Origin of the sequence: Teredinibacter purpureus (genome assembly GCF_014217335.1) — a bacterium.
Classification (GTDB): domain Bacteria; phylum Pseudomonadota; class Gammaproteobacteria; order Pseudomonadales; family Cellvibrionaceae; genus Teredinibacter; species Teredinibacter purpureus.
Genome location: NZ_CP060093.1, coordinates 91921 through 117653, shown reverse-complemented (window position 1 = coordinate 117653; position 25733 = coordinate 91921). Strand labels below are relative to the sequence as shown.

Here is a 25733-nt window from a genome sequence, read left to right as displayed (position 1 = left end):
CGCAAACCGCTTACCAACCAAAAATCACGGTTACCAGCCATGAAATACACAGGTATATTGCGCTGAACCAGGCCTTTTATTGCGGTTCCGTCCTTTTGGATGCTTCGGTGGCCACGTCAGCGCCCACCTAGACCTCAAATATATCGCCCAGCAGCAAGACAGTGTCGCCGGCGCGAGGTACATCGGCGCACCAGGACTCAAAACCCTGCAAGTGAGCCGGTCTTGATACGCAAAAGTGCGTGTCCGAGATGAAGTAGTGCATCTGAAGACCCCAAATCAATTAGTGTTCACAATTCATTATTTCAGCCAACTTTGAAAAACATGCCCAATATACCATATGTTTGGGCATGTATCATGCTAAGATATGGCCATCAAGTCCGTGCCGCCTTCCTTTTCCCTTGACCCATACATCCTCCTTACCGGAAAGCCCTTAATCCCTGATTAAGTTAAGGGGCAATATTAAACCTTCTTTTCCACTTAATGCCTTTCGTAGCGCGCTTGCGCGCGGAGAATATTTTTCGCGCGCGCCCTCACACACCGCGCAGATGCCCAGGCAAATGCACGGATAAAGAACAACTAATTGACATATGGTCGGAGGTCGAAGCATGATACATGCCCAAGCTTTTAAAGAAAAAGGGTTAACCAGTAGGTGGAGGATCTTCTTCGGTTGAATTTCTATGCAAATCGACAAGCTCTTATCGTCTGCTAACCTAGGCTAAACCATTTAACTCAATAGGGGAATACTTATGGATCCCAACACATCCTCTGAAAACCGCGTCATAGACTATGCCGATTACTACCAGTTAATCGCCGTACTCCAAAAACTAAAGGAGGCGATGGCCAACGTAAGGCGATCTACTCTCCAAGATGCGGAGAAAGGGTATCCGGCCATCACGTACATCCCACCAATAGACACCTTGCATGAAGAGGTGAGGTACTGTCACCCGTGGCTAGAACTCGGTAGTTTCAATACGTCTTTTAAAGAACATGAAATAGCCCTGCTCGGAATTGAGAATGTTTGGTTTGACGATCGCGCAAATAGCCGGCGTACTTTCGACTTCCCCGGGCTTATCATTTGTAGCCAATCCACCATCGATGAAGTTAAACATCTCAACGACGCTAAAAACGAGTTTAAGTCTTGCGTGCTCGCACTAAAAGAAAAGTACAGTGACTTAACTGACACCGATGTTGAGGAAGAGTTGTTTTACCGAGAAAGAGAATGGGCTGCGCTTGACTCAGTGAAGAAGGTGTTTCAAAAAGCACAGATTGCGCGGATCTTGATTAAGCATGTTTACCGGAATGTGCACACCATCACCGGCGGAAAATTGCTCCGCGCCAAACCCTATTACAATCCAAAACAAACCACCCGTGCGCGCACAGTGGAAAAACAAATCGCTCTGCTCGAGAAAAAAGCCAAGGCGAAAACCAAAGAAGGTGAGCCCGTGTCCCAGAAGCTCATTGAAACGATCGAAGCACTCAAAGAACTTGATCCCACCATCGAGATATCAGAACGTCACGAACCTTATGAAGTCATTACATTAAACTACAAAATTCTGCCTCCAGACAGCGACAAAGGTACCTGGTCAAAACTGTATGCCCAGCTGCCCGTATTCTGCCTAGGCGAACCGTCCACTAAGCTGGAGTCATTGGTGGATTTTTCATCGCTAGCAACCCCCTATGATAAGCGTGAGAGTGATCGTAAAGAAAAGTCACATCGAGCAGACAAAGTATGGTGGAATGAGGAGCCTTTCAGCGACGCATTTAATCTCTACCTGCCGCTACCCGATCGAGAGCAGAAGAAAAAAGACAGGGAGGAGAAAAAACAACTAAAGGCAAAGCTAGCATCAAATCAAGTTCCCTAAACCTCATACGTGCAACTACCTTGCGCGTATGAAGGGAAAACTTTCAAAAAGTTCACTTTTTCATTGCATGCCATCGTAAAGATTCCTATGTTGGGGAGAATATAGACATTTCTCCTACACAGGTAAACGACACCAATGAAATCTCTTCTATTTTTTATAGCCGCCTCTTTCTTCACTATCTATGCGCAAGCTCAAGATAGTTATGTAGATCTCCGCTCTCCCAATATTAGCGGTAAGGTCATAGACGTCCCGGCGCCAAATGTACTTCAAGTGAGGACAAAAAAAGACGGCGAATATAAGACATTCTTTGTCGAAATTATCCATGTGGATTTTGGAGATCAAAAGAATCTTAGTTGTCGGTCCCATAAGAAAAATTCTTCTGTTCTGCATAAGCAAGGCTTTCGAACTACTGAATACATCAACCCGGATATCAAGAAGGCCTGCGCCCAAATGGACGGATGGCTCGATGGTAAAGATGTTCACATTGAAATTACGGAGTGGTCCCAGCCAATAACCAAAGGATTTATTTTCGTTGGATCCACCAATATTAATTATGAGCTTATTGCGCGCGGATGGTACCGAGCTGATTACACGCAATCACGTGACGCCTCTCTGGTTCTGTTAGAAAAACAGGCTCGATGTCAACGTGTCGGGATCTGGGGGTCGAAAATGGGCATACCAGAAGAAGATATGAAGTGTCAGGATTAAGGGATTTTCATAGCTTCTATGGAAACGCCATATCGTCAATCACTCATCAATATGCTTCGTCCGGAATGTACCGATATTCAGGCGCCGGTTAACGCATTGAAACGTGAAATTGCCAGTCTCAACTGCGCATTACAGAAACGCGCTCGGCTGCATATCTATTGGCTAGGCGCTTTCGTATCATTTCTTCTATTTGTTGTTTTATCTTGGATATCTGTGCCCACATTTGCCGCTCTCGTAGCGGCTTTTTTTCCTATTTTCTTTGCGCATATGATTGCCCCTCAAAGATTCAGTAAAACATTTATCGGATACATATCACGTCGTCAAGAATTTACAAATCTCCACGATGCTATTCAACGGAACGCTCTTGAAATTGAACGACTAATAAGCTGCGCCAAACGCTATCAGGTTAAGATGGAGCCCGAGGGAACGCCAGGGCTATTGGCAATCTATTCCGATATCATCAACAAGCCATATTTTAAGTGCTCAGTGCCACGACCCGATCGTTCCGCTGCGGTATCTCTATCCATTAAAGGTAAGGGGAACGAAATAGATATTATGCTCTACGGTGCAGTCCTCAATAGTTTGAAACAGTTCGACTTTGAACGATATATAAAAAGTAAAACATTGGTTGGTATAGATTTCCTCCGCGCGGGATCACGCTCATCTATTGCAATTCAATGCACTTATCTGATTGCCGAGCATGTCCTTGGAAACTCAAAACCATCTTCCGAAACCGTGAAAAAGGCCATTATCGTCGGGAAAAATGCTTTTTTATCCGCTTCTGACTCGGGTTTACCAAGCAGCTGGACAACCCCTCAATCAAAAATATTTAACTGCGCGGGACGGTTTCTAGACAGCCTAAATAAAAATCATATCAATACGAATGCGCTTGCTACCGAGTACCTTGGTTTGTTTCAACGAGCGATCACTTTAGATAAAACTCTCGCTAATCTCATTCCGGATATTCCCGAAGTAGCGTAATTAATTGGAGAATCTCTATGCACGGCCGATGGTTTAAAAGCGTAATCTGTATGCGTTACACATCAAAAGAAGAAGTATCTCAAGCAAAATGGGAGGGCAAGCTAAAAAAGCTACAGCATCGCCCAATCAAACCGGCACAGCGGGATTCTGTTGGTTTTTCTTCTGTCTTTGGATATTTATCGCCAGAAATGATGAGTCACGAGCTCCAACATTTTTTGTTCATTTCATTGACCATCGAAGAAAAAAAGCTACCTAAAAATAAAGTCAAACGTGCTGTAGAGATTAAGATTCGAGAAATGGAGAAAAAGGAAGATAAGACCTTATCCAAAGAGGAAAAAGCATCGATTAAGGACCATGTTGAATCCGAAATGCTAAAGGACATCGTTGCCGATGAATCGTATATCAACGCTTTTCTAGACACGAAAAATGACCTCATCTTTATCGACGCCGGTAGTGACGCAAAGGCAAAAAGACTCAATGAGTTCCTATCAAAGGTCGATGACGGTTTTGAAGCTAGCGACTATTTCCAGGCGTCGCTACATGTCTATTTAACAAATTGGCTATATAAACCTGGTGAATGCATGCCTAGTGATGTCCATCTTAACGACGAAGCTACTCTTAAGCATGATAAAGAAAAGTCTCAGGCCGTTTTTTCAAAGCAGGACCTTGAGAGTGAAGAAATAATAACGCTCATCAATCACGATAAAACCGTAGTTCAAGTTTCTCTTGTCTATCAACACAAGCTTGCCTTTAAGCTCAATGCCAAAGGGCAATTAAAAAAATTAAGAGCTACAGACCTACTCAAAGGTGAAATAGAAAAACCTGAGAATATTACATCCATTATTCAGGAGTACGAAGCCGATTGGATAATGATGGCCAATCAGCTTATGAAGCTCTACCAATGGTTTGAGAAGGTTTTTGAAGTTAACAACGATGGCAATAATTCCAATAATGGCCGCGACCAAAAACAAGAGTCCGCGGTCGCCACTCTTTCTAAGTCAGATCTAGAAAAAGAGAGCATCGAGCAAATGAGCAGTTTGAAATCAGCTTAATTACCGGATCCTACACCGAGGAGTGATCTATGATGCAAGAACAACAGTCACCACTAATGTTAAAACGTTTACGGTGGTATGACTCACTGGAAAATGAAGGTAAAAGCTCACTGGCCTTCGAGCTTGACGATAAGCTAGATAAGGCTTTGAAAAATAGCGGGCTTATTTCAGGGGCCGGCTGGGGCAAGGTAAAAGTTACGTCAGCTGGCAAGTCCTACCTTGCCAGCCAGCGAAAGCCACAGCTGTATACAGCAGCAAAAACAATTTCGAGCATCTCAACAATCGCTCTAAAACAACCGCAGCGCCCCCCGGTTAAAGTGCACTCATTGGCAACCGAGTAACCGCTAGTTCTCTATTGGTTTTCTTTGCTGCAGGAGTGTGGTCAATGTCTGCTGATTTGCACGTATTTGTTTTGATACCACCTTTCCTTTAGGTGGCGCTTCACCGGGCTCCACAGTATTCATCATTTGAAGGATGACCTGGCTAGATAAGGCAGTACAAAGCTTCACCCAATCGTCAAATGTCCGGCATCGTTTCATTGAAGGGCTCTGTTTTGATTTATCCTCAAACTGAGCCTTCATTTCTACCATATCGTTGTCTTTGTTTGGCAGTGTAGGAACACACCCCAACCACCCAATCGAACCTATATTAGCCTGAATCATGATTTCCTCCTGAACAGGAAAGATGCTGGTTTAATACAGCGTAACATGTTACGCTGTATTTGTAAAACTGTAGAAAACCGCATTTTTTTGTAGGAAGTGAGGCTCCCAGCAATTTAAAATGAATTTTATTATCAATTACGAGCCATTTAAGTTATCTCTAGATTGGAAATGACCATGCCACGACCAAAACCTGATCCCAAAGTTGCCTTAGAACGAAATCGCAAGCAAGCGCGGAACCGTGTGAGTAACGCCAGGGACGAAAACCTTGAACGTGGGGGCGAGAACCTTTCCGGTCCCATAGATGCAGATACTGCTGAAGATCTAAATTATATCGTCCAGCAACAAAAAAAAACCAATGCTCAAGCGAGTAAAATTGGTGCGGTTAGGTGGGCGATCAGGAAAGCCGCTGAAATTCTTCGCACAGAAAAAGCAAAGGTTGAGGATGATTCAAATGATTAAGAGCAAGAACCTAAAGACAATTGTCTTTTTCATTGGCTTGTCTATCGCTATGTCCGCTTATCTCGCATTGATGGGTAAATCAAGTAATAGAGCCACTGCAGTTGCTATGCACGATTTTACTCTAAATGCTCTAAGCAACTGGCACCACATTGCTGACACCTTAAACATCCCGTTATCCAATACCAAGCCGGATATGCTGCATCCAGTGGTGCGAAAAGGCTTCTCTGCATTAGATCTCGTTATCTATGGCCATGAGATTGTTGAACCCGAATATCAAAAGTACTACCAGGAACTTTCAATGCCACAAATGATTGGCCAGCTTTTCATTCCTAACGATGAGAATGGAAAGCTCCGCTATATGGTCGGCGGCGTGCAGCTGCTCAGTATTCAAGCAGGTAAAGAAGACGCCGCTTTTTTCATAGATGTACCAACGCAAGTAATCAATGAGGCAAGCTTACTTTACGACAGCATTCCTATTTCAGGTGGAAGAGATGGGTCAGGAGTTGTGAGATATGATCGCCTTGATGATGGACGTTATGTTATGGGTTTCTTCATAAATCAAACTAATGTCGATAATCGAGTAGCAAAATATGACGGCTAGATTATTCGTATCAACATACGTACCTATTATTATCATATCCGCTCGTTCTTTTAATTAGAAATGGCAATCATTTACAAAGAAAATAATGCCGTCGAACCTTAAAGGAAAGTATTTTATGTCAATTGAATCTTGCATAACGGGAACGCTAATAATTCTATGGATGGTTATCGATCAGCTGCTCTTATCAGTTGGATTAGTTTTATTTCTTTCGGCTTTGCTAGTCATAGTCTTCACAATATATGGCGTGTCATATGCAATTAAGTATTGGGAGACCAGTTCAATTAGTAACATCGAAAGTTAAAGGAACATCTCTATGAAATTACCGAAAGATCTACCTGGCGGATGGAAATTCAAAAATACGTTTGCGCCTAAACCGCTTGAATCTGGCCAAGTATGGCGCAAAACCGGTCCTATTGATGCTATCAAGATAGTTCGGGTTATGATGCCAGGGCATCAAGAACATGACGGCGGAGCTAATGGTGTAAGTGTTAGAAGTACCATCATTGGTAAAGCGGGCGTTAACTGGGCTCGTAAAACATGGTTTTGGATGGGAACAGAATCGCAGATCCTTGAGCGCTTTAAAGAGCATGGGTACGCGCCAGCCTTTTAAATGAGTTAATTAGAAGGAACATTGTTGTGAAATTGGTAGCCTTTTTATTTCTAACCATCCCCACGCTTGCAATAGCGCACGGCGGTAGTGTAGATAATAATGGTGGCCATAATGACCATAAAAATGGTGGATATCACTGTCATCGCGCGTCCTGTGCTGAACAGTTTAAAAGATCAGATGCGGCGGTTGAAGAAGCTACCAATGCAGAACGTAATTTTTCGTATATATACAGAAGGGAAGACTGGAAGCATTGGTCAGACGTGGACAACGACTGTATGAATACACGACACGAAGTTCTTAAAGATCAAGCTGATGGACAAATTAAACTGTCGCCAGACGGCTGTTATGTTTCTATGGGTGTATGGAATGATCCTTTTAGCGGCAAGACGTTTACTCGCGCTAGTGACCTAGACGTCGATCATATTATTCCGTTGAAATGGGCTAATGATCATGGAGGCGGCGAGTGGCCGAAAGCGAAAAAAGAAGAGTTTGCAAACGATCCGATCAATTTACTTGCTGTCGACGATGGTCTAAACAAATCTAAGGGAGCCAAAGGCCCAAATGAATGGATGCCGCCTAACTATGCATTTAGGTGCGAATATCTCAGGCTTTGGCTTGATGTTTTAACAAAGTACTCAGAGTTGCAGATGGCAAGCTCAGAAAAGCGAGTGTTTGATCGTCAATTAGGTGCCTGTAAATATTAAAGGCAAATAACTGTGGATAAAGTTAATTTTGCAAAAAATATAATTTCCGAAAAATAGTATTATTTACTAGTCCGATTGTTAGTGTACTCGCATTTATCTCAATAATTATTTGTATAGTTAAGCCGTATGTTTTGGATGTTACATTACTTTTTGTAATGATCTTTCTGTTTCCAACTGTAGCGCATATATATGTAAGAAGGCTTGAGCCAAATAGTCTTGAATTTCAGCAAAGTAAACCCCAAAAGATAATAGAACACTACGGTTGTAAATATCGAAATGATTGGAGAATTACATCTCTTCTAGGGACACCAAACCTCGATTGCGTAGGTTTTATGAAGACCAATTGTAACGGCCATTACAACCTTAAGTAATGACCATTAAAAAGAGATAAGCTAATTTGAACTCGGAACTACCGGTTTTTTCTTTTCGATACTTAGTTTATAGTTTTTTAGCATTACTTGTTTCGCCCGACCAAACTCTTCATCTAATCGTTTCTCAGCATATTTAATTGCTTCAGCTTGATCATCATCTCCAAGCACATCTTCTATGTACATATTTGCGTTATCAATTGTAGATGCAAACCACTTCATGCTGGTATCGAACGTTGCGTCGAAAACACTTTGTTTAGAAGACCAATAATCAACTCGCCATTTGCCATCAACCGGAACAATAATGGTCTTCAGTGGAATCGATGCAACCTTACCATCGCGGCTAAGCTGTAACGTCGTGTCTATAAAGTAATAGCCTCCTTGCTGCTCTACGGCCCCTAAGAGGGCGGTATCACTCTCAGACTGACCGATAATACCTATTTTAATTTTATCGCCATCAACCATAAAAGGTTTTGCCGATGCAGGATTACTACCAAGTGCAGCCGTCCAAAACGCACGTGCAACCGAGACTGGATCGTTTTCGTCCAAAACATCATTGCACGCAGTTAACAACATCGTCGATATAATAAGTAGGATCATGAACACATTTTTCATTGCTTTTCTTCCCAAGGAGACAGATTAATATTTACTCCATGTTGGTCTTTGCGGTCCAGGTAAAGCAATAAAAATCTTACGAAAAATGGAGTTTTTAAGTTATCCCGTGATTTTTCTAGAAAAGCGTAAAAGTGCCGCCATCGCAGGCTTATGATTTTTATGCTCTTCTTCTATCTGCATATTCACTCTATCTAATTCTCGTGCCAGCTGTTCCCGCTTCAAGAGGAGTCTCCCGAAAGATGTTGGGATAAAGTGGCCAACGGGGTCTTGCTCTAATAATCGAAGCTCACAGAGCTTCATCGCGCTCGGATAATGCGACGCCACAACAGTCTGAGCTTCATCATTGTCTCCTTCTGGAGCCTCAATCAGCGCAGACATCACCGCGATTTGCGTACTGGATAACTTAAGCATTTAGCCCCCTGAGTGCTCAAAACCATTTATCTTGCCCTGTGCTAGTCTTTTTTAAAAGGACAAACTGGCGATTTTATGTTTGATTGCTGTTTATTAACCTCAAATATCGTTTATGATTGATTTGCATTTAATTGATTTAACAATTTTGGCTCATCTTCGAGTACCATATAGCGCTTGATTCTTCATAGACATTAAGTGTCAAAAGGAGACTCTTAATAGATACTCTCAGCTCAGTGCGGAGCTACTTTGGTTATGCCTTATAAGTCCCTTATCTATAGTGTAGCGTCTATTTTACTGACTCTATCCTCTATCAGTGTTTTTGCCAGCACCCCTATAGAGATTCCATTCTCTAATACGCACACCAAAATAGAAAACCACCTTCTATATCGAATAGACAACCCTTATAACCTAAAGGAATTAGACGCTTTCGTAGATTCGAAGGATTGGGCCTCTTACTCAGAGATGTCGGAGCAAAAACACGATCGTAAAAAGGCTATATGGCTAAAAGTAGATTTGTCTCCAAAAGAACATACGCACCCCCACAATTTACTCCTTGTCGTAGAGAGTTCCTACATAGACAAAATCGATATCTTTCTCTTTTCCGGTAATGACAACATTGTAAAGCGCTCCGCGGGTGCAAATGTTCCACCCGAACAAAGGTCAATTAAGAACCGCTATATTCTCCAGCCACTAATATTGGAGCCTTCTCAATCATACAGCTTGCTGATCAGGACTACAGGGGCATTTGTAAGTGAGCTTATTGATACAACAGCCATTTGGGTACCTGAGCATTACTATCTAACCAAACATACACAACAAGCACTCAATTTTGGCTGGCAGGCAGGAGTCCTCGGGATTTTAGCCCTACTGCATGCTATAGCCGTGTTTACTTACCGAAAGTCACTTTGGCTCTACAGCTTCACATTCATTTTTAGCGCGCTTACAGTGTTAGCGTTTAGAGATGGATATGTCTTTACGCTGTTTAATATATCCGCAGGAAAATGGGCTTATAAGGGGATTTGGGCGTTTATGATCATCCACTCCATAGCTGCAATCATGATGTCCAGACGGATACTTTGCCCCTCGAAAGCGGGACCACTTTTATGCAGCAGAGTACTAATGGGTGCTGTTGTTTTGAACTTACTGGCCATTCCCCCAATTTTGATAACTACCTATGAGGGAATATCTCAAATTGGGAATATCCTCTCGGGGTTTAACCTTATTATTTTTACTTTGTTACTATTTTTTGCGACCTACCAGTGCAGAAAAAAGAAACCTGGATTAGGAGGGTACCTAATTGCTTGGAGTGTATTCACCTTTACATGTTGGGCCACATCTCCGTTTTTCCATCACGGGCTTAATGCTCTCCCAATACATGCATCAAACATGGTTGTTGTAAGCATTGTGGCTATTTCAATTTGGCTCTACTTATATGCTGTTGGGTCCACTATTAGAAAGCACAATTCCTTACTACATACTCAAGAGCATATCGCTAATCACCTGAATTTCATTTCATACCTTACCAACGAGGTTCGCGCCGCCCTAAACGGGGTAATAGGAACTTCTGACATCCTAAGAGGGCAACTGTCGCCGGCCAACCAGGACTTGGTATCCACCATCCAGCGCTCCGGAAGAAGACTTCACCACCTAACTAACAATATTCAGGATTTCACAATACTCGGGCGATACAGTGTTAAGGCTGAAAGCTCTCCATTTCAATTAGACAGACTACTTACTCGGCTTACACATGAAAATCACGGCGTGAACATAGAGCTTCGTTACGCCAGTAACACAATTTTTAATCTTATTGGCGACTCAACTAGATGGATACATACGTTCGACACATTGATGGACTGTTCTACCTCTACCAAGAGTATTAAGCATATCGAGATAGACGTATCCATGGCCGATGTTATCGATCGCAATACAGCCGTTCTAAATATTCAATGGATAGCCACGTCCAATATTAATTATTCACCTAAGCTACTCGAGATCTCATCACTTGGTGTGATTTCTCAGAACAATAATGACCAAAGCAGTTATGGGCTCCAGTTAGCGCTATTTCTCTGCAAAACCTTTATCCAGTCAATGTCCGGATCATTCACTCCTAGCTATCGAACAACGGAGAACACACTAGTATTCGATATTCAATGTAGGGTAGATATCGATGCCGAAGAGAATTCGCGCCTTCGCGATGAGATAAAGAAAATTAGGGAGCACCGCATTGCTTTATTGAATGATATTTCGACTACTCCACTTTCGTACATATCCAGTAAATTGGTGACCGCAGAAAATGGTGATGAATCTGACTTGCAGTTACTTGATGGCGAGAAGCTCACGGCCAATGAAATCCGGGAGTTTTCCTCTAGCTCAACTTACCATAATCTAATGGTGTTAAACCATCGAGGCAATAATGATCCTATTCAGGGTCAGGATAATGCTATTTTCGTTGGGCCCGGCACTTCCGTTCGAGATATAGTCTCGCTTATTTCTAGAGCGCTTTCTGACAAGCTCAAGCTAATTGGCAAGGCAAAAACTCTGCGCGCCCTAGTAGTTGAAGACGATAACGTCTGCCGGCAGATCATGGTAGCTATCCTCGAAGACAAACTTTCTATAAATGTGGATTGTGCTACAGATGGGCTCCGCGGCTTAGAGATGTCTACGAAGAATGAATACGACCTGATTTTCTTAGATTGCGTGTTGCCACTGCTTAACGGTATAGCGTTGACGAAAAAGATACGGGAGCCTTTAAATCCCAATTTCACTAAACCAATCATCGCCGTCACTGCACATAGGAAAAATGAAGTTGAACAAGAACTTTCAGAGGCGGGCACGACTGATATTATCTATAAACCAATAGACATAAACACTATGACGGATCTTGTGGACAGGCTATCCGCAAATATTCGAAGGTCCTAGCTAGTAAGCCGTTCCACGCCACATCTTCTTTTGTTCTGATGGCGGCGCTATATCTACCGTTCTCTTCGATCGAGTGCTGTCTTTGGGAATAACAGATCCTCGATACGTTTGAAGCGACGTTGCCTTTTTCTGAGGAGTATATTCAATACCAAACTGTGAAAACTTCTCAGAGGCTTCCGCCGGTAAGATGTCTAAGAAATCCGTTGTCTTTCGGAATAGATCTTGGTCGGAACTATGAAGTGAGTTCTTTACCATTTCGTATATTTCATTCGCACTTTTCCTCCACTTCACCTGCTTTCCTGTCACTAACTCATATTTAAGCGCAAGAGCAAGAAGGGCACTCTCAGATGCCCCGAACAGCCCCAACGCATTATGTTGAGTATTCATAACTGCCTCCAGTTTTAGTTGCCAAAGAATGTGGGCTCTCTACCAAACTGTATTTAGGCGTCATATCTTGGAATATGAAAGGTATAACTGCTGAAATCTATACTTTACCAATCCAACCTAGTTGATTTGCCCCCTTCGTGCTTTCGGGCTGCACCTTGCAGAAAGTTTCTCTAGTTTTCAGAGTTTTTTTGTTGCGCGAATAAATCTTCACGCGCGATCATTTGCAATAGGCAGATATTTACAGAAATAGACCAACTATGAGGGGAGTGATCGATGCCACCAGCAATCGAGCAAAAAGAACAGGCAGTGGATGATCAACGATCCTTAGAGCGAGAACGATTCATCAAAGAGCAGCGGAGGAAACCAAGCTATTTGATTTCTTTGGTGTTCTCCGTGATGAAATATTCGCTAAAGATGGCTTTTTTCACCATCGCCGTCATACCACCAGCACTCTTTTATTGGTTTTCACTTATAGCCAGCCAATACCAGCTGACCTCAATTAAAGATATTTTGACTCATGTGGCGCTAGGCCTTCCTGTTGATAGCCCTGTTAGCAGTATCGATGGCATAGGGATAGCTATATGGGTTCTACTTGCGTCCCTGCTCACAACAATAGGATGGTTTATTTTCAGTTTCAAATCTCCGCTCCATAAATCGGCTGACAACCACATGATGAGGTGGGATACCCCTACACCTGAAGAACCTAGACCCATCATCGAAGTGCCGCACAAAGAGAGTACACCATCTGACGATGATGCTTTAGATCAGGCGCCCAGAGCCGCTGCCCCTAGCCGCTGCCCCTAGCGATTAGCTGTATGCAATACATGGTCTACGTTGATTAACGATCGCCATAGCATTTCAAAAACGTCTTAAATGGCGTTATTTAACATCGGATATAATCGGGCTGGCTTGCACAACGGCAACTCTTTTTGAAGATGACATGCGGTCTACCGCAATAAACGAAAGTAGATATTGTAGAAATCTAACCAATGTACACAAGGTAGCTTTATGATCGAAATATTTACAATGCTGTTGGCAATATTAGGGATTTCTAGTGTTGTAATTTTTCATGAGCTTGGTCATTTTTTGTTCGCTAAGTTGTTTTCGATGCCTATCAAATCATTCAGTATAGGGTTCGGTGCGAGCAAGTCATGGTTAAAAGGCGGCATCGAATACCGTCTAGGCTCTATCCCATTAGGGGGTTATATTTCCTTTCTCTCACGCGACGAAATGACAAAACGAGGGTTTCCAAACACAGTCAAAACGTTTAATGAGTACATCTTGTGGAAGCGTATTGTCGTACTCGCAGCGGGCCCATTAGTGAATTTGCTGTTAGGAGCCATTCTGCTCTTTTCACTCCTCCCAAGTGAAACCACTAGGCTAGTTCCTAAAATTGCTAACGTTTCACCATCCTCCTATGCTGAGTCGCATGGTATTACACCTGGTGATACCGTACTGGCCGTCAACGGACATGATATTAAGACACGTGACGACGTAATCACGCAGATCAAACTTAGCTATATGGACAAAGATATTAGCTTTGTTATTTTGTCTGCAGTTACCGAAGAATCATACTCTCTAACCGCACCAACTAGCTTGTGGAAAGGGGAGGGGAGCAAGGGTTTAGGGATAACATTTATCTCCAAAAACGATACCAATGGCGACCCTGCTTTAATAATCCATAAAAAATTGACCGTATTCGATCGCATGGTGTGGACGAGCGAATATGCAGAAATGATTTTCTCAACACTAATCAAAACAATAATCCAGTTACCAACAAATTCGGAGGCTCGAGATCAACTTGGTAGCCTAGTAATGCTTGGAGCCGAAGGTACCGAAGCCGCTAAACGAAGTTGGCCTGAATATTTGTTATTTCTAGCCGGGGCCAATTTCATGATTGGACTTGTAAACCTACTACCGTTCCCATTTCTGGATGGTTCACAAATACTTCTTAGTACTATACAAGGTATTACTCGAAAACCACTCCCTGCTGTTTTTGAGAAAACATATTATTTCATTGGAGGAGTTGCTCTAGCGTCGCTCTTCATCATCGGATTCTTGAACGATATCAATAGATACTTTCTTGGGTAATCATCGTGACAATATTACCGTCACATTTAAAACTTAATATTTATGTACGCGTTTTTATAAACGTATATAAAAGGAAAATCATATGTACCGGATGCTATTACTGATTAGCTTCTTAGTTATTGGAAGCTCAGCACACGCAAGAATATTTTCAGGCTTTTCAGAGGCTGATATCACGCCCACCGATTCAGAGGGAATGTCATCATGCATGGGAGGGTATGGCGCTCCATTCCAACGATGCGGCATATCACAAAGCTCTAGCTCAATTATGATTGGAGCTCTATCCATCATCGACTATAACGATATAATAATATTGGTTTCTATCGACTCTGTAGGAATAGGGCACTCTCTAAAAAGTGACATTATTCAAGCTGCTCGAGAGATCTCTCAGGGCAGACTATGGCATGCTAATATCCTTATATCCGCAACACATTCACACTCAGGACCCGACTTTCAGGGGCTTTGGGGAGGAGTCGACCCTGGTTACCGGGAACGTGTAGTGAGGACTGCAGCGAGAGCTATCCTACAGTCATACCTCAATAGAACAAAGACAGAAATCGATTTTTGGACATCAGACGCCAATATAGAGAATCGACGGGGCTTAGATGTTGTTGACAGCACAGTCGAAATTTTAGACTTTAGATCAGCTAAATTTGGACATCGAATCGCGACATTGGTTAATATGAGCGCGCACCCGACTATCGTGGATGAAACTAATTTCACATGGAACTCGGATTATGTTGGCCACTTAAGGGCAACTGTAAATCGCAATTTGAATACAAACACCATATTCTTTAATGGGATACTCGGTGATGCACAGCCAGCAATAAACGGCAATCGTGGCCTAATAGAATCGGAAGCCTATGGTCGCTCCACGGGAGAACAAATCTCTAATTCCGCCGGCATGGCCCAAAAGTTATCTGCACACGATATTTCATACTCGGAAACAAGCTTCTTACACCCAATCGAAAACCCTTTGATTTTCGGAGCACTACAGCTAGGAATACTAGATGCGAATGTAGATTTAGAGAACAACATTCATACTCAAATAGGTATAATAAACATTGGTAGTTCATTCTCAGCGATAGTATTTCCAGGTGAGGCGCTAACAAACATAGGCTTACCACTATTAATGGAATTGAGCAAACCGAATACAATGTTTTTGGGGTTGACAGGCGACTCCCTCGGGTATTTTTTACCGAGAAGTGAATTTGGATCAATCCCAGGCAGAACTACAGAAGAAAATGCTTCGATAAGCTCATCGATAGGCGACTCGGCCATTGGAGCATTTAGTGAGGCTCAAATAGATCTATGCACGCATAGATGGAAAAAATGTAACTAATTCTGGAGAGATCTATTTTGCATGCTTTAACCACAATACCCGCTAAATATATCATTCTTGTTTTTACTGGAATAACTCTTGTATCAATGAGCATTGGCATTATTCCTATCGAAGTTATGGTATTGCTAGCTGGCTTTGGGGTTTTACTATATTTTTACCCTCGCCTTATACAAAACGAAAAATATATAAAAGCTACATGTGTATGGTTAGGCGTAGTGCTTTTTGGCCTTGCCATTGGTCTGTATCGGCCTGATAATTTCAATTACCCTCTAATTCTTGATGCTGTGATTTTACATGACAAAGGTAATGAGTATTCGTTATATTTCAATACAGGAAAAACGATTGCAGGTTACATGGCATTATGCTTTCTTTTTATTTTGCCGGCACTAGGAAAACCATACATCCTTCTTACAACTACAAGAATAGTAGCCGTTGCGGTAATTCCATTAGCCGTTCTGTTACTAGCCTACTTTTCTCTCGACCTCAATTTTTATTTTAAAAACCTAAATTACATCTTGCTATTTGGTGCCATAAATTTACTTGCCACGTGCGTGTCTGAAGAGGCATTTATGAGGCTAATCTTTCAAAAAGAAATTGGACGACTTTTAGGCGTCTACTGCCGGAAACCACTTGTAGGGGAAAGTATTTCTTTATTACTAACTACATTATTGTTTACGGGAACTCATATTGGTCCATCCTTGGACATAACCATCGTGTATGCGATAGCTGGTTTTTCATATGGGCTTATTTACGTGCTAACAAAAAGTATTTGGTATTCAATATTCTGCCACTTCGCAGTCAACATATTACATTTTAGTTTATTAACGTATCCCATCATTTAACCGATAAAACGTCCTGCTTTATTGCTAGTAGAAGTAGGACGCCTTTAGTGCCAACATGTACTTATCATTATAATCTAAAGTATTAGATAAAATTTCACTATCAACAGAATACAGCGCTGATGTTTTAGTGTTAGTCCAATACCGCGCTTTTAATGAAAATTCCAGTCTCTCACTAAATTCGGGTTTATAAGTACCCGTTAAATCTATTCGTTTATATCCACCTTGCACTCCTTCTCTTGAATCATCCGATGCGTAAGAAAACATTGAAGACAATATTAGCCGATCGGAAAGTCTCTGTGATAAACCAACAAATCCCGAATACCTACTATATAAGGTGCGCTCAATAATATGTGATGCATCGTTTTCAAGGTATGCCAGGCCCATGTAGACATTACTATTTCGTGTTGGACTGTAACGTGTTTCTAGTTCAACCCCTCTTAATATAGCCTCCCCATTATTACTCGGTGCAAATGAAGATAGCTCTAACTCTTGAGATAGCAAACGAGACAATTCATCTCGGAATAGCTTTACATCTAACACTAGTGATTGATCTATTAAAACTCCATGATAAGCAAGCTCATGAGAAATAATTTTTTCCGCATCTAGGTTGCCAGGGGATGATGCTCTAACATAGAAAGTTGGATCGTCTATACCGAAATCACTCGTACTTGCATCATATGCTCGGTATTTCCAGTCCACTGTTTGCTCCCACATATCAGGAGTGCGGTATGCTCGACTATATGTATAGCGAAACGAACTTGAATTAGTCGGATGATAGTTAATCGACGTTCGCGGTGAAAAAAGTCCGCTGAAGAATTCACTGCTTTCATAGTTCCCACCGAGATTAAAGGTTACTTTATCATTTGGTAGCCACATTCCATTTACACTTAAACTATGAATATCCTGCTCTCTATCCCCATTAAAATAAGTATTAGATTCTGCCTTATCTTTTCGAAAGCTGTAGACACCCGAAACTCTAAACTCTGGAGTACTATATTGACTCTCCATTTCTAACAGAGAGGTACTTTCATCATAGTTATTGTCTAAAGTTGCGCATACAACATCAGTTTGACTAATTCCGAGAGATGCCATCCGTCCAAAAAGCCCGCTTATAGCAGACAATTCCTCTTCATTACTAATACTTGGAGGTTGATTATTTACGAGTTCATTGAATATGTTTGGGCTAAGCGTATATAAACGATATGTCTCATCAAGAAGAGTGACTGCAGGTCGACAAGACTGCCAATCCTGTCTGGTTTCACTTTCCATATAGCTATAGTTCGCTGCCGAATAAAAATTCCCTTTTGTATGATCTAGCTTTGCACTGAAGTAATGATCAGTATATGTGATGTCAGGCTCTTCGAGTTGTATCGAGTCAACGAAGTCGACTTCACGCTCTGTATTAGTAAATCGATAGTCCAATTCCAAACTAGAACTTCTCGAAAGATCTAAACTTGCAACTGCTTTAATATATGTTCGATCCAAGTCACCTCTAAACTCTTCGTTAGCGTTACCTATATAGCTAACATCATATCGGCTGGTGGTATCAGGCCCAATTTCTTTCGTATCACTTGCCGCTAACGATATCCTCAACTTTTCAAAATCTACAGCATAATCACCAGTCAATACGTGACCGCCTCTTGAATCACTTTGAACAGAAAGTGTATTTTTCTGTTCAACAGGTCCTTTGGTAATGATGTTAATCACAGATAAAAAGGAATTGGCTCCGTAGGTAGCGCTTGCGGGCCCACGAACGACTTCGATTCGGCTCACTTCATCAATATTAACTGGTAGGTTATCCCAGAGTATCTGAGATAATGCCGGACGGTAAATAGGTCTACCATTAATCATCACATTCATTCTTTTGACTGAAAGTGCATTCGTTCCGTGGTAACTGGCAGATGCATAGGTAGCCGCGGAATGCCGATAGTTAATCAGAACACCAGGAACCAATCTAAGGGCTTCAAGAATAGAATCAGCCCCCATATCACGAATCATCTCGCTCGTTATTACAGTTATGCTATTAGGTGAATCTTTAACAGACTGCTTAAGTCTTGCTGGAGTAATTACCGTAAGCTCTCCTCCAGATTCCAAACCACCAAGTTCAATAGACTCAAAATCTGCATAGACAGGCCCGCATACAGCAGCCAATAAAACACTTAATATATTTCTTCTCACTACATTTTGCATATGTTCGCTCTCAAATCGTATCGAATATTTGACTTAGAATAGACGCTGGCAATGTTAATTATGATTCAAGATAAATTAAAGATATTTCTGCGGTTTTCGGCATTTAGTGCGCAAATGTATATTTAAACAACTAATTTTTTTAAATGTGTGAAATTGTCAGAAACTAATTGGGAGATATCCGGCTTACTTTTCCCGAGCAGATCTATCATCCCATCTATCGTTTTTTTACAATCCCATGGCATCAATATTTCACCATCTATTTTACAAAATGGACCATCTGTCTCTAGCAATATCCGATTTAAAGGAATGTAACGAACCAGCTCAGCCCCCCCTTTAGAACTGATCATATTCGGCCCAACTGAAAACCAACATCCAAGGTCAATAGCTCGTCTCAACTGCCTTTTTGAGCCTGTAAACCAATGCAAGATAGGCGCTCCGTCTATGCCTTTAAGCTCATCCAATACTTGTTCTGTAGCATACCTACTATGTATAGACATAACTCGTCCTCCTGAAGAATGTACATTAGACAATATATGCCTGAATACCTTCAGCTGTATATCCATGCTATTTTTAAACCCCTTTCCTCCATCTAAGCCTATCTCACCTACGAATGGAGTGGTTGGGAGTATCGCGTCAAATAAACCTAGCTCATCAAATCGCTGGGCTGCTAGTTGCGGGTGAAGTCCGAGTGCCGTATAGATACTATTCTCAAGGCCTTGCTCAAGCTTTTTAGTTCCAGCCCATGCCTTCGGAGTAGTTGTAACGGATAAAATACCTACACCCCTGGCCACAGTTTCTTTTGCTATTGCGAAAGGGTCTTCATACAGATCTAAATGGCAATGCATATCTACTATCACAGAATGCCCACCAATCGAAAGTATGCCTCCACTTCCTCAAGGCCACCGGTAAAGACTTTTGAATATTCGTCTATCTTATCTGCCGGTAATGGTCCGCTTTCAGACACCCATAGCGGTATATTCCGTGAATCACGCTTACTAATTGCTATACAGAGAGCCATTAGATCATCCCTTTTATCTGGCTCGGTCATAACTCGTGTGACATCAGGGTACTGATATTCATTCACTTCGTTAATATTACCTGCCAATAATGATGCGCGCCGGATAGTGCAAGGCACGCAGTATCCACATTGTTGGTTAGAGCGCTTCCAATGGCTACATGAGACTGTTTGATCAACTACCGCTTTAAGAGTGGATTGATCCTTGCACTCGGAAATCATCTGACCCTTCGTCTTAAACTGATAAGGATTGATTATCTCACAGGAGATTTCTACGGCTCGAAATATCTCCTGTATAGATGAAATAAAATATGGGTGGGTCGTACGCGTGCTTAACGATCCAATTCGACGAGATGTTAATGGTGCGTTAATTGAAATAAAGCCGTTTTCTGGAACAATCAGCTCAACTCTTTCAAGTCGATTGATTTCTTGAAGAGCGCCCGCGGCCACAGCAGCAAAAGCAATAAAATTACAACTCCGTGTCCGCATGCTAATGTCAGTTTCACTGTTTGCGGAAATTGGGTGCGCATTTATTGAAAACCTAGCAAACCTGCCGTCCAGTGCCTCGGCAACCGAATCTTGCTTAGTCTTATCACCCTTGTAAGAATGACTGACAAAAAGGGGCTTTCTTCCATCCTTGAGTAAATCTATTACCCCGACAGCTGAATCTAGGCCGCCTGAAAATAGGCATACAGAATCAAGGCCGCGTAGCCTTATTAGCTGGTATCGATCTCTTCGGCGGTACGGCTGGGGAGTTAACGTGCCTCCCTCTTTGAAATCGAACTCCCAAATATCACCGCTTAGAAAATGGAATGCCGATGCCAGCCTCTTTGAAACATTCCTCCATCTATCAGGCTCAGCAAGTGGTAGCGCTATTCTAATAGCCCTTGTCCAGCCATCTTCAGAGTCTTCTCGCCTAACGAAGGTGTCCGCTGCGGTAACGGCCAGCGCAATTGATAGAAAGTCCATGGACTGCGTAGTAATCTCTACACCCAGCCGCTTAATTCTTTCCAAGGCAGGACTCCCAATAGCCGAAACATCGGCTCGTTCTGCACTTGGCAACCCGTATAGCTGGACTGGGATAGTGTTTTCAGACGCAGCTGGTAGTTGAGTATGATCTTCATTGAACACTAGAGTGATCATCGATATTCCTCCCATTCCGTCCACACATCCATGATTGCCGTCCGCTCAAGGCTAATAATTTCCTGCCTACTGAACGGCCGTGTGCCATTGCCCATCTTGGGACCCATATGCTTATCAACGACGACCTTAATTAATTCCCGTAGTTCTGACTCGGCTCTTAAAGCCTGGGCAGGTGTTTCTGCCTTGTTCCATGCTTTACCACCGTCCATTACAATTTGTAAAAAGACACTTTCTGCTAAAAACCCGATCATAGTGTCAACAATAACGCTATCGGTAATACACGCTGGATCAAATACCTCAACCCCATCAAGGGCTTCAGCCAGAGCATGAGCCATCGAGGCTCTTATTTTATCGCCGTCACCATCATCTGGTGACAGAACCTTGGAAATTTCCGAAATCGCCTCATCGCATGACTTACCAGATAAAGACTGGAGCGAGAACTGTTCTTGTCCGCCATTTATGTCCGTCGCGCCACTGCTTAAGAGGCCATATAGGCCGCCCCCAGCTTGTGTAACACTACCTAACCTACGTGCAGCACTAGTACCGCCGCCACCGCCACTGGCTCCGCGCGCGTAGTGGCCAACCGCGACTCTTAAATTTGACCCGTCACCCCCAGACACAAAACTGCCTAGAGCCTGTCGAAATGGCTTAAACCTCTGCGGTGCCGGTTCAGGTAATGGTTCCGAAGGTTGATCGTCTGCCCATGGCGGAACCAAAGGCGATCGACCACCTGGCCCAGGGTTTGATTGTGAGGTTCCCATTAGCTCTCCTTGTACCAGTTTTCATCTTTAAGAAGTGTTTTCATCCACGGAGACATGCGCTCTCGGGTAATCGACAGTATGAAGCGTGCCAGTATTGTTGCGGCATCAGGCGATCGTCTCGCCAATAGACAAGCACCGGCAAAACCATGGGGCTTTTTAGTCCAGCTCGTTATCTGTCTTAGGTTATTGATCAAGCCTTCCATCACAGGAACAATCTCAAGAGGTGCAATCGCGGCAACAGCATCGGTGGCTGCCGGCGAGCTGGTATTAAGCACATCAGCCAATACTTTTAGCAGCTCTTCTGCCTGAGGAGACAAACCGTCTGCATAGGAGCCTATTGGCATAGTCTCTCGAGATAGATATATGGCAGCCCTAAGGTCCATGCCACCAAGTGATGGGGGCAGGGAAGACCAATTAACCACAAAATCTTTTGAAACCGGGCTTAAGTTCCAACTGTCCGGGCAAGTAACATCTTCACCAGATTCTAAGTCCTGCAATAGCTTTGGAGTACCTTTTTCACCATCGATCATGCGATATAAATCCGCGGTGGCTTCAGCGCCCATACACCGTTCGAAAATCACCAACTTAGTTATCACCGCTTCATCGATCGGCATATTCCTGCGCTCAGCAACCTGTGAACGCATGCGCACCACATTGAGTAATCGTTTAACGATACGAGGGTTGCCATGAATAATGGGAGAGTTAGCCAGGATCGGTGCGATTCGGTCAGCTCGATCATAAGCCATGGCCAAAGCACCATCGGAATCACCACCTGCAAACTCTAAAGCTTTCTGTTTCGGGATTGCTTCCTCTTTCCAGGATTCTTTAAGTGACCGCTCTAGCTCAAGGCGAAGTGTTTCGAGCTTGTCCTTCGGTACCTCATGAAACACTGCATATAACATAAACAGGTACGACCTAATTTCTCTAACACCGGCCTTGGGTACTCGTATTGGAATTTGGATCAACTTATCAAGATAATCGATTTGATGACGCTCTGAGGCGCCCTTAAAGTGGTTCGCAACGGACGATCGGATCATGCCTTCATCCGCGGCGACTACGAACGCCGTGTTTGGCAAAAACAAGAACAAGCGTATCGCTTCCAGAGTATGAATGGCATTGGATGGCAAACAGCGGTCTAGATTGTCGATGACAACAACTAATGGTTTGTTTAACCCATCTAGAATCTCGCCATATTCCTTTCTAAACTCGGCTATTTGTTTAGGCGGGGTACTTTTCTTTTCGGCCTTTAATAATCCGCCAAGCTCCTTTTTCGCTTCTTTCGCAGCCTTATCCAGCCCTTTGTACTCATCCTCATCTTGAATGCCGTCAGACAGCCCAGCAACGGCGCCAATCCCTCTTGACAATAATCCACCCGTTGGCATCCCTGAAACTAATGCAGCTCCTTCAGCCAATAAGCCTAGCGCTCTAAAACGATCTACTCGGCCTAAGAGGCTTTGCGTTTTCTCGATAAGACCCTTATTGCCTTCTGCCTCTTTTTGAAGGTGGGTGGCGATCACTTCCAGCAAAGCAGCCCGTGCATCATCGAACCCCTGGTACAGCCAGGCGTCAAACTGAATTACCACCCAATCTTGGTTCGACTGCTTTAGATCATTCTCTATAAGTTTGAGCAGAGACGATTTTCCCGCACCCCAATTCCCAAAAACACCAATAGATACTGGCAGCATGTTTGGTGACTTGAGCACATCAACAGCTAATTGTGAGACTTCCCCAAAATTCAGGTAGTCGACATCCGATTCTGTATCTGACCACATCCGCGTTCTGTCCTCTTTAACATGTAAAACCTGGAACTATTGGGGTTAAATAGACGAAGATCAATCTCTACGAGCAAATTAACCGCACGTTTGGCGTTAATGTCGTCCAGATCCTCTTTCTAGCCATGGTAGGGCCTTTAGGGTTTTAAGAAACACCCAACTTCATTGGAGCAGTGGACATAAACCGAGCTGGCTGGACGAAATATCTGAGCAATTAAAGCCATCACTTACCCGTCACTCTATAAGCGAGTATCAATCTGCCGTTAAGTACAATTATGGGTTGACTCAATAGAAATATATTTCCATCATTGTGATACTTAGAATCGACAATATAGTGGGATACAGATATTCGTTGGGCAAGAACACGGTGGCTATTTCTATGTATTTGAATGAAGAGGCCCTTTCGAATAGAAAGTCTCCGGTCGAGAAGTCTTACTGTTTCGTCCTAATTGTTATCCTCAGGGGTGTATCACATGGGAAATCATGAAATAAAAAGTGATATTGAAAAAAGCGTCAATTCAGCCGATAGATTGAAGGCTGTTGTGGACGCCTACTGGTCAATGTCGGATCCTCGGAGTTCGGATATGAATTTCCTAAGAGAAACATTACGAAATAAGCTTGAAATTCAAGATCCATCCGATGCACAACTTAAAATTGTCTTTGACTACCTCCCCGCGCGAATAATTGGGATTATTATCGCTTGGGGTCTAAATGACTCGGTCGTACAAGAAGATATATCGGAGCTCGTCGATCGCAACAAGTCAGAAATTTTAAGTGCATGTAATATACCTCCACATGATCATAAAAATAATTAGATTCCCTTCGCGCTAGGGATAAACATCGAGTGATACTCGATAGTATTGGCAACTACTATTAATGGGAAATATGGTGCGATTAACTACCGAGCAGATCAAAGCAACTGAACAGATATTTTGGCCTTTTGTCATTGTTGTTGGCAGCAAGATTCGTCATACTTCGATAGAAGTTAAGCGGAAGTTTTGGCGCGACAATGGGATCATGAGTTTCCTTGTTGTTTGTCCAGCAACAATTTTAGAATTGTTTTCATTTGACTGGTTGCCACAGTCTATTTATTTCATACTCGTCGCATTTGGCTTAGTTTTCTATGTTCTATTTATTATAAAATGGCGATCTTATCTATCCAGAATCGATGTACAAGATACTTGAAGGAAATATATAATGCCTGAAAAACGATACATAACTGCCGTTTTTGAGTATGACGAAGGTGCACTGCTTCCAAAAAAACTAACGGAAGCATTTAAATCTGAATCAATGATGTTTGAAGATACACGAATCACGGCCATCTCTCTCGAAGATGAAATTAGTCGCGCAGAGAAAATGGAAGACAGTGTTTTGCCTAATACAGAAGACATTGTGTATGCAGAAGACGGAACGGCTATTCATGTAATTGATAGGCCGTCACCTGAGCTTGAAAAGCTTCTGGCGAAGGCTCGATCAGCACCATCAAAGTCTTAAAGGAAAGATGGTTTCTATCCAAGTTGCACACAAAACCAATGATGTTACTTTTATTTACAAAATTAAAACTAACACGTAGGAGAATAATCATGTTGAATAATTGTTCATCGGTCGAGCTGCCAGCGCTGAGTCTTATGAAAAGGTTGTTTATTGGTTCCGTTTGTGTATTAAGTCTGCTCCCAGCTTTGTCATTACAAGCCCAGGTGCCAAATGAATATGTTGCTAAAATGGCTGAGCAGACGGCGAGTATGGCATGTAGAGCTGAAAAGCAATTGAATGCTTATAACACTGGATATGAAGAAGCCATTCGTTGTCTCTCGAATAAAAGCAAGGCCGAGTGTTTAAGCATTTCAAGAGAAGTCGATTCCAAAGATTTCGTTGCCGGATTTGATTTAAGCAGTTGCTCTACTGCAGTGAAATTGTCGCAATCAGAAATCTACATCGCTCCTCCTGTTTACAAAAGCGAACTTGATGCAAGATTGGCGTCAGCAACAATTGACCAAGGAATAGAGTCAGTTTTATTGCGCCAAAATGAATCAGGTGGTGCAGATTTAATTCTTATTTCCCCTGATGGGCGGCGGCGTCAAACATTACACTCAGAAAATAATTATTCCGATGCGCTAAAACCTATCGGGGGTCAATTTTCGGAAAGGATAGTATTTTTGATTGATAAAGACCCTGATAACAAGTATGCAGAAACGCTGAAAAAAATTATTTTGTCGATACTAGAAGAAAACAGATAGGAAA

26 protein-coding genes are annotated in these 25733 nt (G+C 42.6%); 17 read left to right on the top strand and 9 right to left on the bottom strand.

All coding sequences use genetic code 11. From position 1 onward, the window contains the following. Positions 1-746: 746 nt before the first annotated feature. The 5 genes from H5647_RS21345 (at position 747) to H5647_RS21325 (ending at position 4944) form a co-directional block, all read left to right on the top strand. A complete protein-coding gene (locus H5647_RS21345) occupies positions 747-1862 on the top strand; it encodes a hypothetical protein (protein WP_045861721.1) in 1116 nt (371 codons plus the stop codon). Between the two features lie 135 nt (positions 1863-1997). After that, positions 1998-2570, top strand: a complete 573-nt coding sequence (locus tag H5647_RS21340) for a thermonuclease family protein (protein WP_045861720.1) — start codon at positions 1998-2000, stop codon at positions 2568-2570. Between the two features lie 18 nt (positions 2571-2588). Continuing rightward, entirely contained in the window at positions 2589-3551 is a 963-nt protein-coding gene (locus H5647_RS21335; RefSeq protein ID WP_045861719.1) for a hypothetical protein, read from the top strand. A gap of 17 nt (positions 3552-3568) precedes the next feature. Further along, on the top strand, positions 3569-4603 hold the full coding sequence (locus H5647_RS21330) for a recombination-associated protein RdgC (protein ID WP_045861718.1): 1035 nt from the start codon (positions 3569-3571) through the stop codon (positions 4601-4603). 29 nt (positions 4604-4632) lie between these two features. Then, positions 4633-4944 (top strand): hypothetical protein, encoded by a 312-nt coding sequence (locus H5647_RS21325; protein ID WP_045861717.1) that lies wholly within the window; start codon positions 4633-4635, stop codon positions 4942-4944. A 3-nt stretch (positions 4945-4947) separates the two neighbouring features. Here the strand turns inward: H5647_RS21325 and H5647_RS21320 are convergent, their stop codons facing one another. Further along, the gene (locus H5647_RS21320; RefSeq protein ID WP_045861716.1) at positions 4948-5265 is read right to left on the bottom strand and encodes a hypothetical protein; all 318 of its coding nucleotides are present in this window, start codon (positions 5263-5265) and stop codon (positions 4948-4950) included. Between the two features lie 174 nt (positions 5266-5439). Here H5647_RS21320 and H5647_RS21315 point away from each other — a divergent pair, with 174 nt between their 5' ends. The 4 genes from H5647_RS21315 (at position 5440) to H5647_RS21300 (ending at position 7639) form a co-directional block, all read left to right on the top strand. Next, complete coding sequence (locus tag H5647_RS21315; RefSeq protein WP_045861715.1) at positions 5440-5724, top strand: hypothetical protein; 285 nt, start codon at positions 5440-5442, stop codon at positions 5722-5724. Beyond that, on the top strand, positions 5717-6325 hold the full coding sequence (locus H5647_RS21310; protein ID WP_045861714.1) for a hypothetical protein: 609 nt from the start codon (positions 5717-5719) through the stop codon (positions 6323-6325). Before H5647_RS21315 ends, H5647_RS21310 begins: the two co-directional genes overlap by 8 nt. A gap of 313 nt (positions 6326-6638) precedes the next feature. Beyond that, a complete protein-coding gene (locus tag H5647_RS21305) occupies positions 6639-6935 on the top strand; it encodes a hypothetical protein (protein ID WP_045861713.1) in 297 nt (98 codons plus the stop codon). Positions 6936-6961: 26 nt separating this feature from the next. Continuing rightward, positions 6962-7639, top strand: coding sequence for an HNH endonuclease (locus tag H5647_RS21300; RefSeq protein ID WP_045861712.1), 678 nt, complete (start codon positions 6962-6964; stop codon positions 7637-7639). 392 nt (positions 7640-8031) lie between these two features. Here the strand turns inward: H5647_RS21300 and H5647_RS21295 are convergent, their stop codons facing one another. Next, entirely contained in the window at positions 8032-8622 is a 591-nt protein-coding gene (locus tag H5647_RS21295; protein WP_045861711.1) for a hypothetical protein, read from the bottom strand. Positions 8623-8721: 99 nt separating this feature from the next. Next, complete coding sequence (locus tag H5647_RS21290) at positions 8722-9033, bottom strand: hypothetical protein (protein WP_045861710.1); 312 nt, start codon at positions 9031-9033, stop codon at positions 8722-8724. A gap of 252 nt (positions 9034-9285) precedes the next feature. Between H5647_RS21290 and H5647_RS21285 the strand changes: the two genes are divergently transcribed. Beyond that, on the top strand, positions 9286-11952 hold the full coding sequence (locus H5647_RS21285; protein ID WP_045861709.1) for a response regulator: 2667 nt from the start codon (positions 9286-9288) through the stop codon (positions 11950-11952). Here H5647_RS21285 and H5647_RS21280 read toward each other — a convergent pair whose 3' ends face one another. Then, the gene (locus H5647_RS21280; RefSeq protein WP_045861708.1) at positions 11953-12339 is read right to left on the bottom strand and encodes a hypothetical protein; all 387 of its coding nucleotides are present in this window, start codon (positions 12337-12339) and stop codon (positions 11953-11955) included. A gap of 273 nt (positions 12340-12612) precedes the next feature. Here H5647_RS21280 and H5647_RS21275 point away from each other — a divergent pair, with 273 nt between their 5' ends. From H5647_RS21275 to H5647_RS21260, 4 genes are all read left to right on the top strand, one after another. Further along, positions 12613-13143 carry a hypothetical protein gene (locus tag H5647_RS21275; protein ID WP_045861707.1) on the top strand — a complete coding sequence of 177 codons (531 nt, stop codon included), beginning with the start codon at positions 12613-12615 and terminating at the stop codon, positions 13141-13143. A gap of 204 nt (positions 13144-13347) precedes the next feature. Further along, a complete protein-coding gene (locus tag H5647_RS21270; RefSeq protein ID WP_045861706.1) occupies positions 13348-14430 on the top strand; it encodes a M50 family metallopeptidase in 1083 nt (360 codons plus the stop codon). 82 nt (positions 14431-14512) lie between these two features. Next, entirely contained in the window at positions 14513-15769 is a 1257-nt protein-coding gene (locus tag H5647_RS21265; protein WP_045861705.1) for a hypothetical protein, read from the top strand. Positions 15770-15786: 17 nt separating this feature from the next. Beyond that, on the top strand, positions 15787-16611 hold the full coding sequence (locus H5647_RS21260) for a CPBP family intramembrane glutamic endopeptidase (protein WP_162926468.1): 825 nt from the start codon (positions 15787-15789) through the stop codon (positions 16609-16611). A gap of 24 nt (positions 16612-16635) precedes the next feature. On the opposite strand, the gene H5647_RS21255 is transcribed toward H5647_RS21260, so the two are convergent. The 5 genes from H5647_RS21255 to H5647_RS21235 form a co-directional block, all read right to left on the bottom strand. After that, positions 16636-18801 (bottom strand): TonB-dependent receptor plug domain-containing protein, encoded by a 2166-nt coding sequence (locus H5647_RS21255; protein ID WP_045861703.1) that lies wholly within the window; start codon positions 18799-18801, stop codon positions 16636-16638. Positions 18802-18923: 122 nt separating this feature from the next. Continuing rightward, positions 18924-19655, bottom strand: coding sequence for a Qat anti-phage system TatD family nuclease QatD (qatD, locus tag H5647_RS21250; RefSeq protein ID WP_045861852.1), 732 nt, complete (start codon positions 19653-19655; stop codon positions 18924-18926). Next, positions 19655-20959 (bottom strand): Qat anti-phage system QueC-like protein QatC, encoded by a 1305-nt coding sequence (gene qatC, locus H5647_RS21245; RefSeq protein ID WP_045861702.1) that lies wholly within the window; start codon positions 20957-20959, stop codon positions 19655-19657. Before qatC ends, qatD begins: the two co-directional genes overlap by 1 nt. Then, positions 20956-21720 carry a hypothetical protein gene (locus H5647_RS21240; RefSeq protein WP_045861701.1) on the bottom strand — a complete coding sequence of 255 codons (765 nt, stop codon included), beginning with the start codon at positions 21718-21720 and terminating at the stop codon, positions 20956-20958. Before H5647_RS21240 ends, qatC begins: the two co-directional genes overlap by 4 nt. Then, on the bottom strand, positions 21720-23492 hold the full coding sequence (locus H5647_RS21235) for a KAP family P-loop NTPase fold protein (RefSeq protein ID WP_045861700.1): 1773 nt from the start codon (positions 23490-23492) through the stop codon (positions 21720-21722). The genes H5647_RS21240 and H5647_RS21235 overlap by 1 nt, the downstream gene beginning before the upstream one ends. A gap of 584 nt (positions 23493-24076) precedes the next feature. On the opposite strand from H5647_RS21235, the gene H5647_RS21230 reads away from it, so the two are divergent. From H5647_RS21230 to H5647_RS21220, 3 genes are all read left to right on the top strand, one after another. Beyond that, on the top strand, positions 24077-24307 hold the full coding sequence (locus tag H5647_RS21230) for a hypothetical protein (RefSeq protein WP_162926467.1): 231 nt from the start codon (positions 24077-24079) through the stop codon (positions 24305-24307). A 382-nt stretch (positions 24308-24689) separates the two neighbouring features. Beyond that, on the top strand, positions 24690-24986 hold the full coding sequence (locus H5647_RS21225; protein WP_045861697.1) for a hypothetical protein: 297 nt from the start codon (positions 24690-24692) through the stop codon (positions 24984-24986). Between the two features lie 89 nt (positions 24987-25075). Next, a complete protein-coding gene (locus H5647_RS21220) occupies positions 25076-25729 on the top strand; it encodes a hypothetical protein (protein WP_045861696.1) in 654 nt (217 codons plus the stop codon). Positions 25730-25733 lie beyond the last annotated feature (4 nt).

Excerpts from the sequence above, each read along its gene's own strand:
- H5647_RS21320 (WP_045861716.1), bottom strand. The coding sequence starts at position 5,265 with ATGATTCAGGCTAATATAGGTTCGATTGGGTGGTTGGGGTGTGTTCCT.
- H5647_RS21310 (WP_045861714.1), top strand. The coding sequence starts at position 5,717 with ATGATTAAGAGCAAGAACCTAAAGACAATTGTCTTTTTCATTGGCTTG.
- H5647_RS21290 (WP_045861710.1), bottom strand. The coding sequence starts at position 9,033 with ATGCTTAAGTTATCCAGTACGCAAATCGCGGTGATGTCTGCGCTGATT.
- H5647_RS21230 (WP_162926467.1), top strand. The coding sequence starts at position 24,077 with ATGAATTTCCTAAGAGAAACATTACGAAATAAGCTTGAAATTCAAGAT.
- H5647_RS21280 (WP_045861708.1), bottom strand. The coding sequence starts at position 12,339 with ATGAATACTCAACATAATGCGTTGGGGCTGTTCGGGGCATCTGAGAGT.
- H5647_RS21345 (WP_045861721.1), top strand. The coding sequence starts at position 747 with ATGGATCCCAACACATCCTCTGAAAACCGCGTCATAGACTATGCCGAT.
- H5647_RS21240 (WP_045861701.1), bottom strand. The coding sequence starts at position 21,720 with ATGGGAACCTCACAATCAAACCCTGGGCCAGGTGGTCGATCGCCTTTG.
- H5647_RS21305 (WP_045861713.1), top strand. The coding sequence starts at position 6,639 with ATGAAATTACCGAAAGATCTACCTGGCGGATGGAAATTCAAAAATACG.
- H5647_RS21255 (WP_045861703.1), bottom strand. The coding sequence starts at position 18,801 with ATGCAAAATGTAGTGAGAAGAAATATATTAAGTGTTTTATTGGCTGCT.
- H5647_RS21335 (WP_045861719.1), top strand. The coding sequence starts at position 2,589 with ATGGAAACGCCATATCGTCAATCACTCATCAATATGCTTCGTCCGGAA.
- H5647_RS21220 (WP_045861696.1), top strand. The coding sequence starts at position 25,076 with ATGTTGAATAATTGTTCATCGGTCGAGCTGCCAGCGCTGAGTCTTATG.
- H5647_RS21340 (WP_045861720.1), top strand. The coding sequence starts at position 1,998 with ATGAAATCTCTTCTATTTTTTATAGCCGCCTCTTTCTTCACTATCTAT.
- H5647_RS21315 (WP_045861715.1), top strand. The coding sequence starts at position 5,440 with ATGCCACGACCAAAACCTGATCCCAAAGTTGCCTTAGAACGAAATCGC.
- H5647_RS21330 (WP_045861718.1), top strand. The coding sequence starts at position 3,569 with ATGCACGGCCGATGGTTTAAAAGCGTAATCTGTATGCGTTACACATCA.
- H5647_RS21295 (WP_045861711.1), bottom strand. The coding sequence starts at position 8,622 with ATGAAAAATGTGTTCATGATCCTACTTATTATATCGACGATGTTGTTA.
- H5647_RS21235 (WP_045861700.1), bottom strand. The coding sequence starts at position 23,492 with ATGTGGTCAGATACAGAATCGGATGTCGACTACCTGAATTTTGGGGAA.
- H5647_RS21270 (WP_045861706.1), top strand. The coding sequence starts at position 13,348 with ATGATCGAAATATTTACAATGCTGTTGGCAATATTAGGGATTTCTAGT.
- H5647_RS21265 (WP_045861705.1), top strand. The coding sequence starts at position 14,513 with ATGTACCGGATGCTATTACTGATTAGCTTCTTAGTTATTGGAAGCTCA.
- H5647_RS21225 (WP_045861697.1), top strand. The coding sequence starts at position 24,690 with ATGCCTGAAAAACGATACATAACTGCCGTTTTTGAGTATGACGAAGGT.
- H5647_RS21285 (WP_045861709.1), top strand. The coding sequence starts at position 9,286 with ATGCCTTATAAGTCCCTTATCTATAGTGTAGCGTCTATTTTACTGACT.
- H5647_RS21275 (WP_045861707.1), top strand. The coding sequence starts at position 12,613 with ATGCCACCAGCAATCGAGCAAAAAGAACAGGCAGTGGATGATCAACGA.
- qatC (WP_045861702.1), bottom strand. The coding sequence starts at position 20,959 with ATGATCACTCTAGTGTTCAATGAAGATCATACTCAACTACCAGCTGCG.
- H5647_RS21325 (WP_045861717.1), top strand. The coding sequence starts at position 4,633 with ATGATGCAAGAACAACAGTCACCACTAATGTTAAAACGTTTACGGTGG.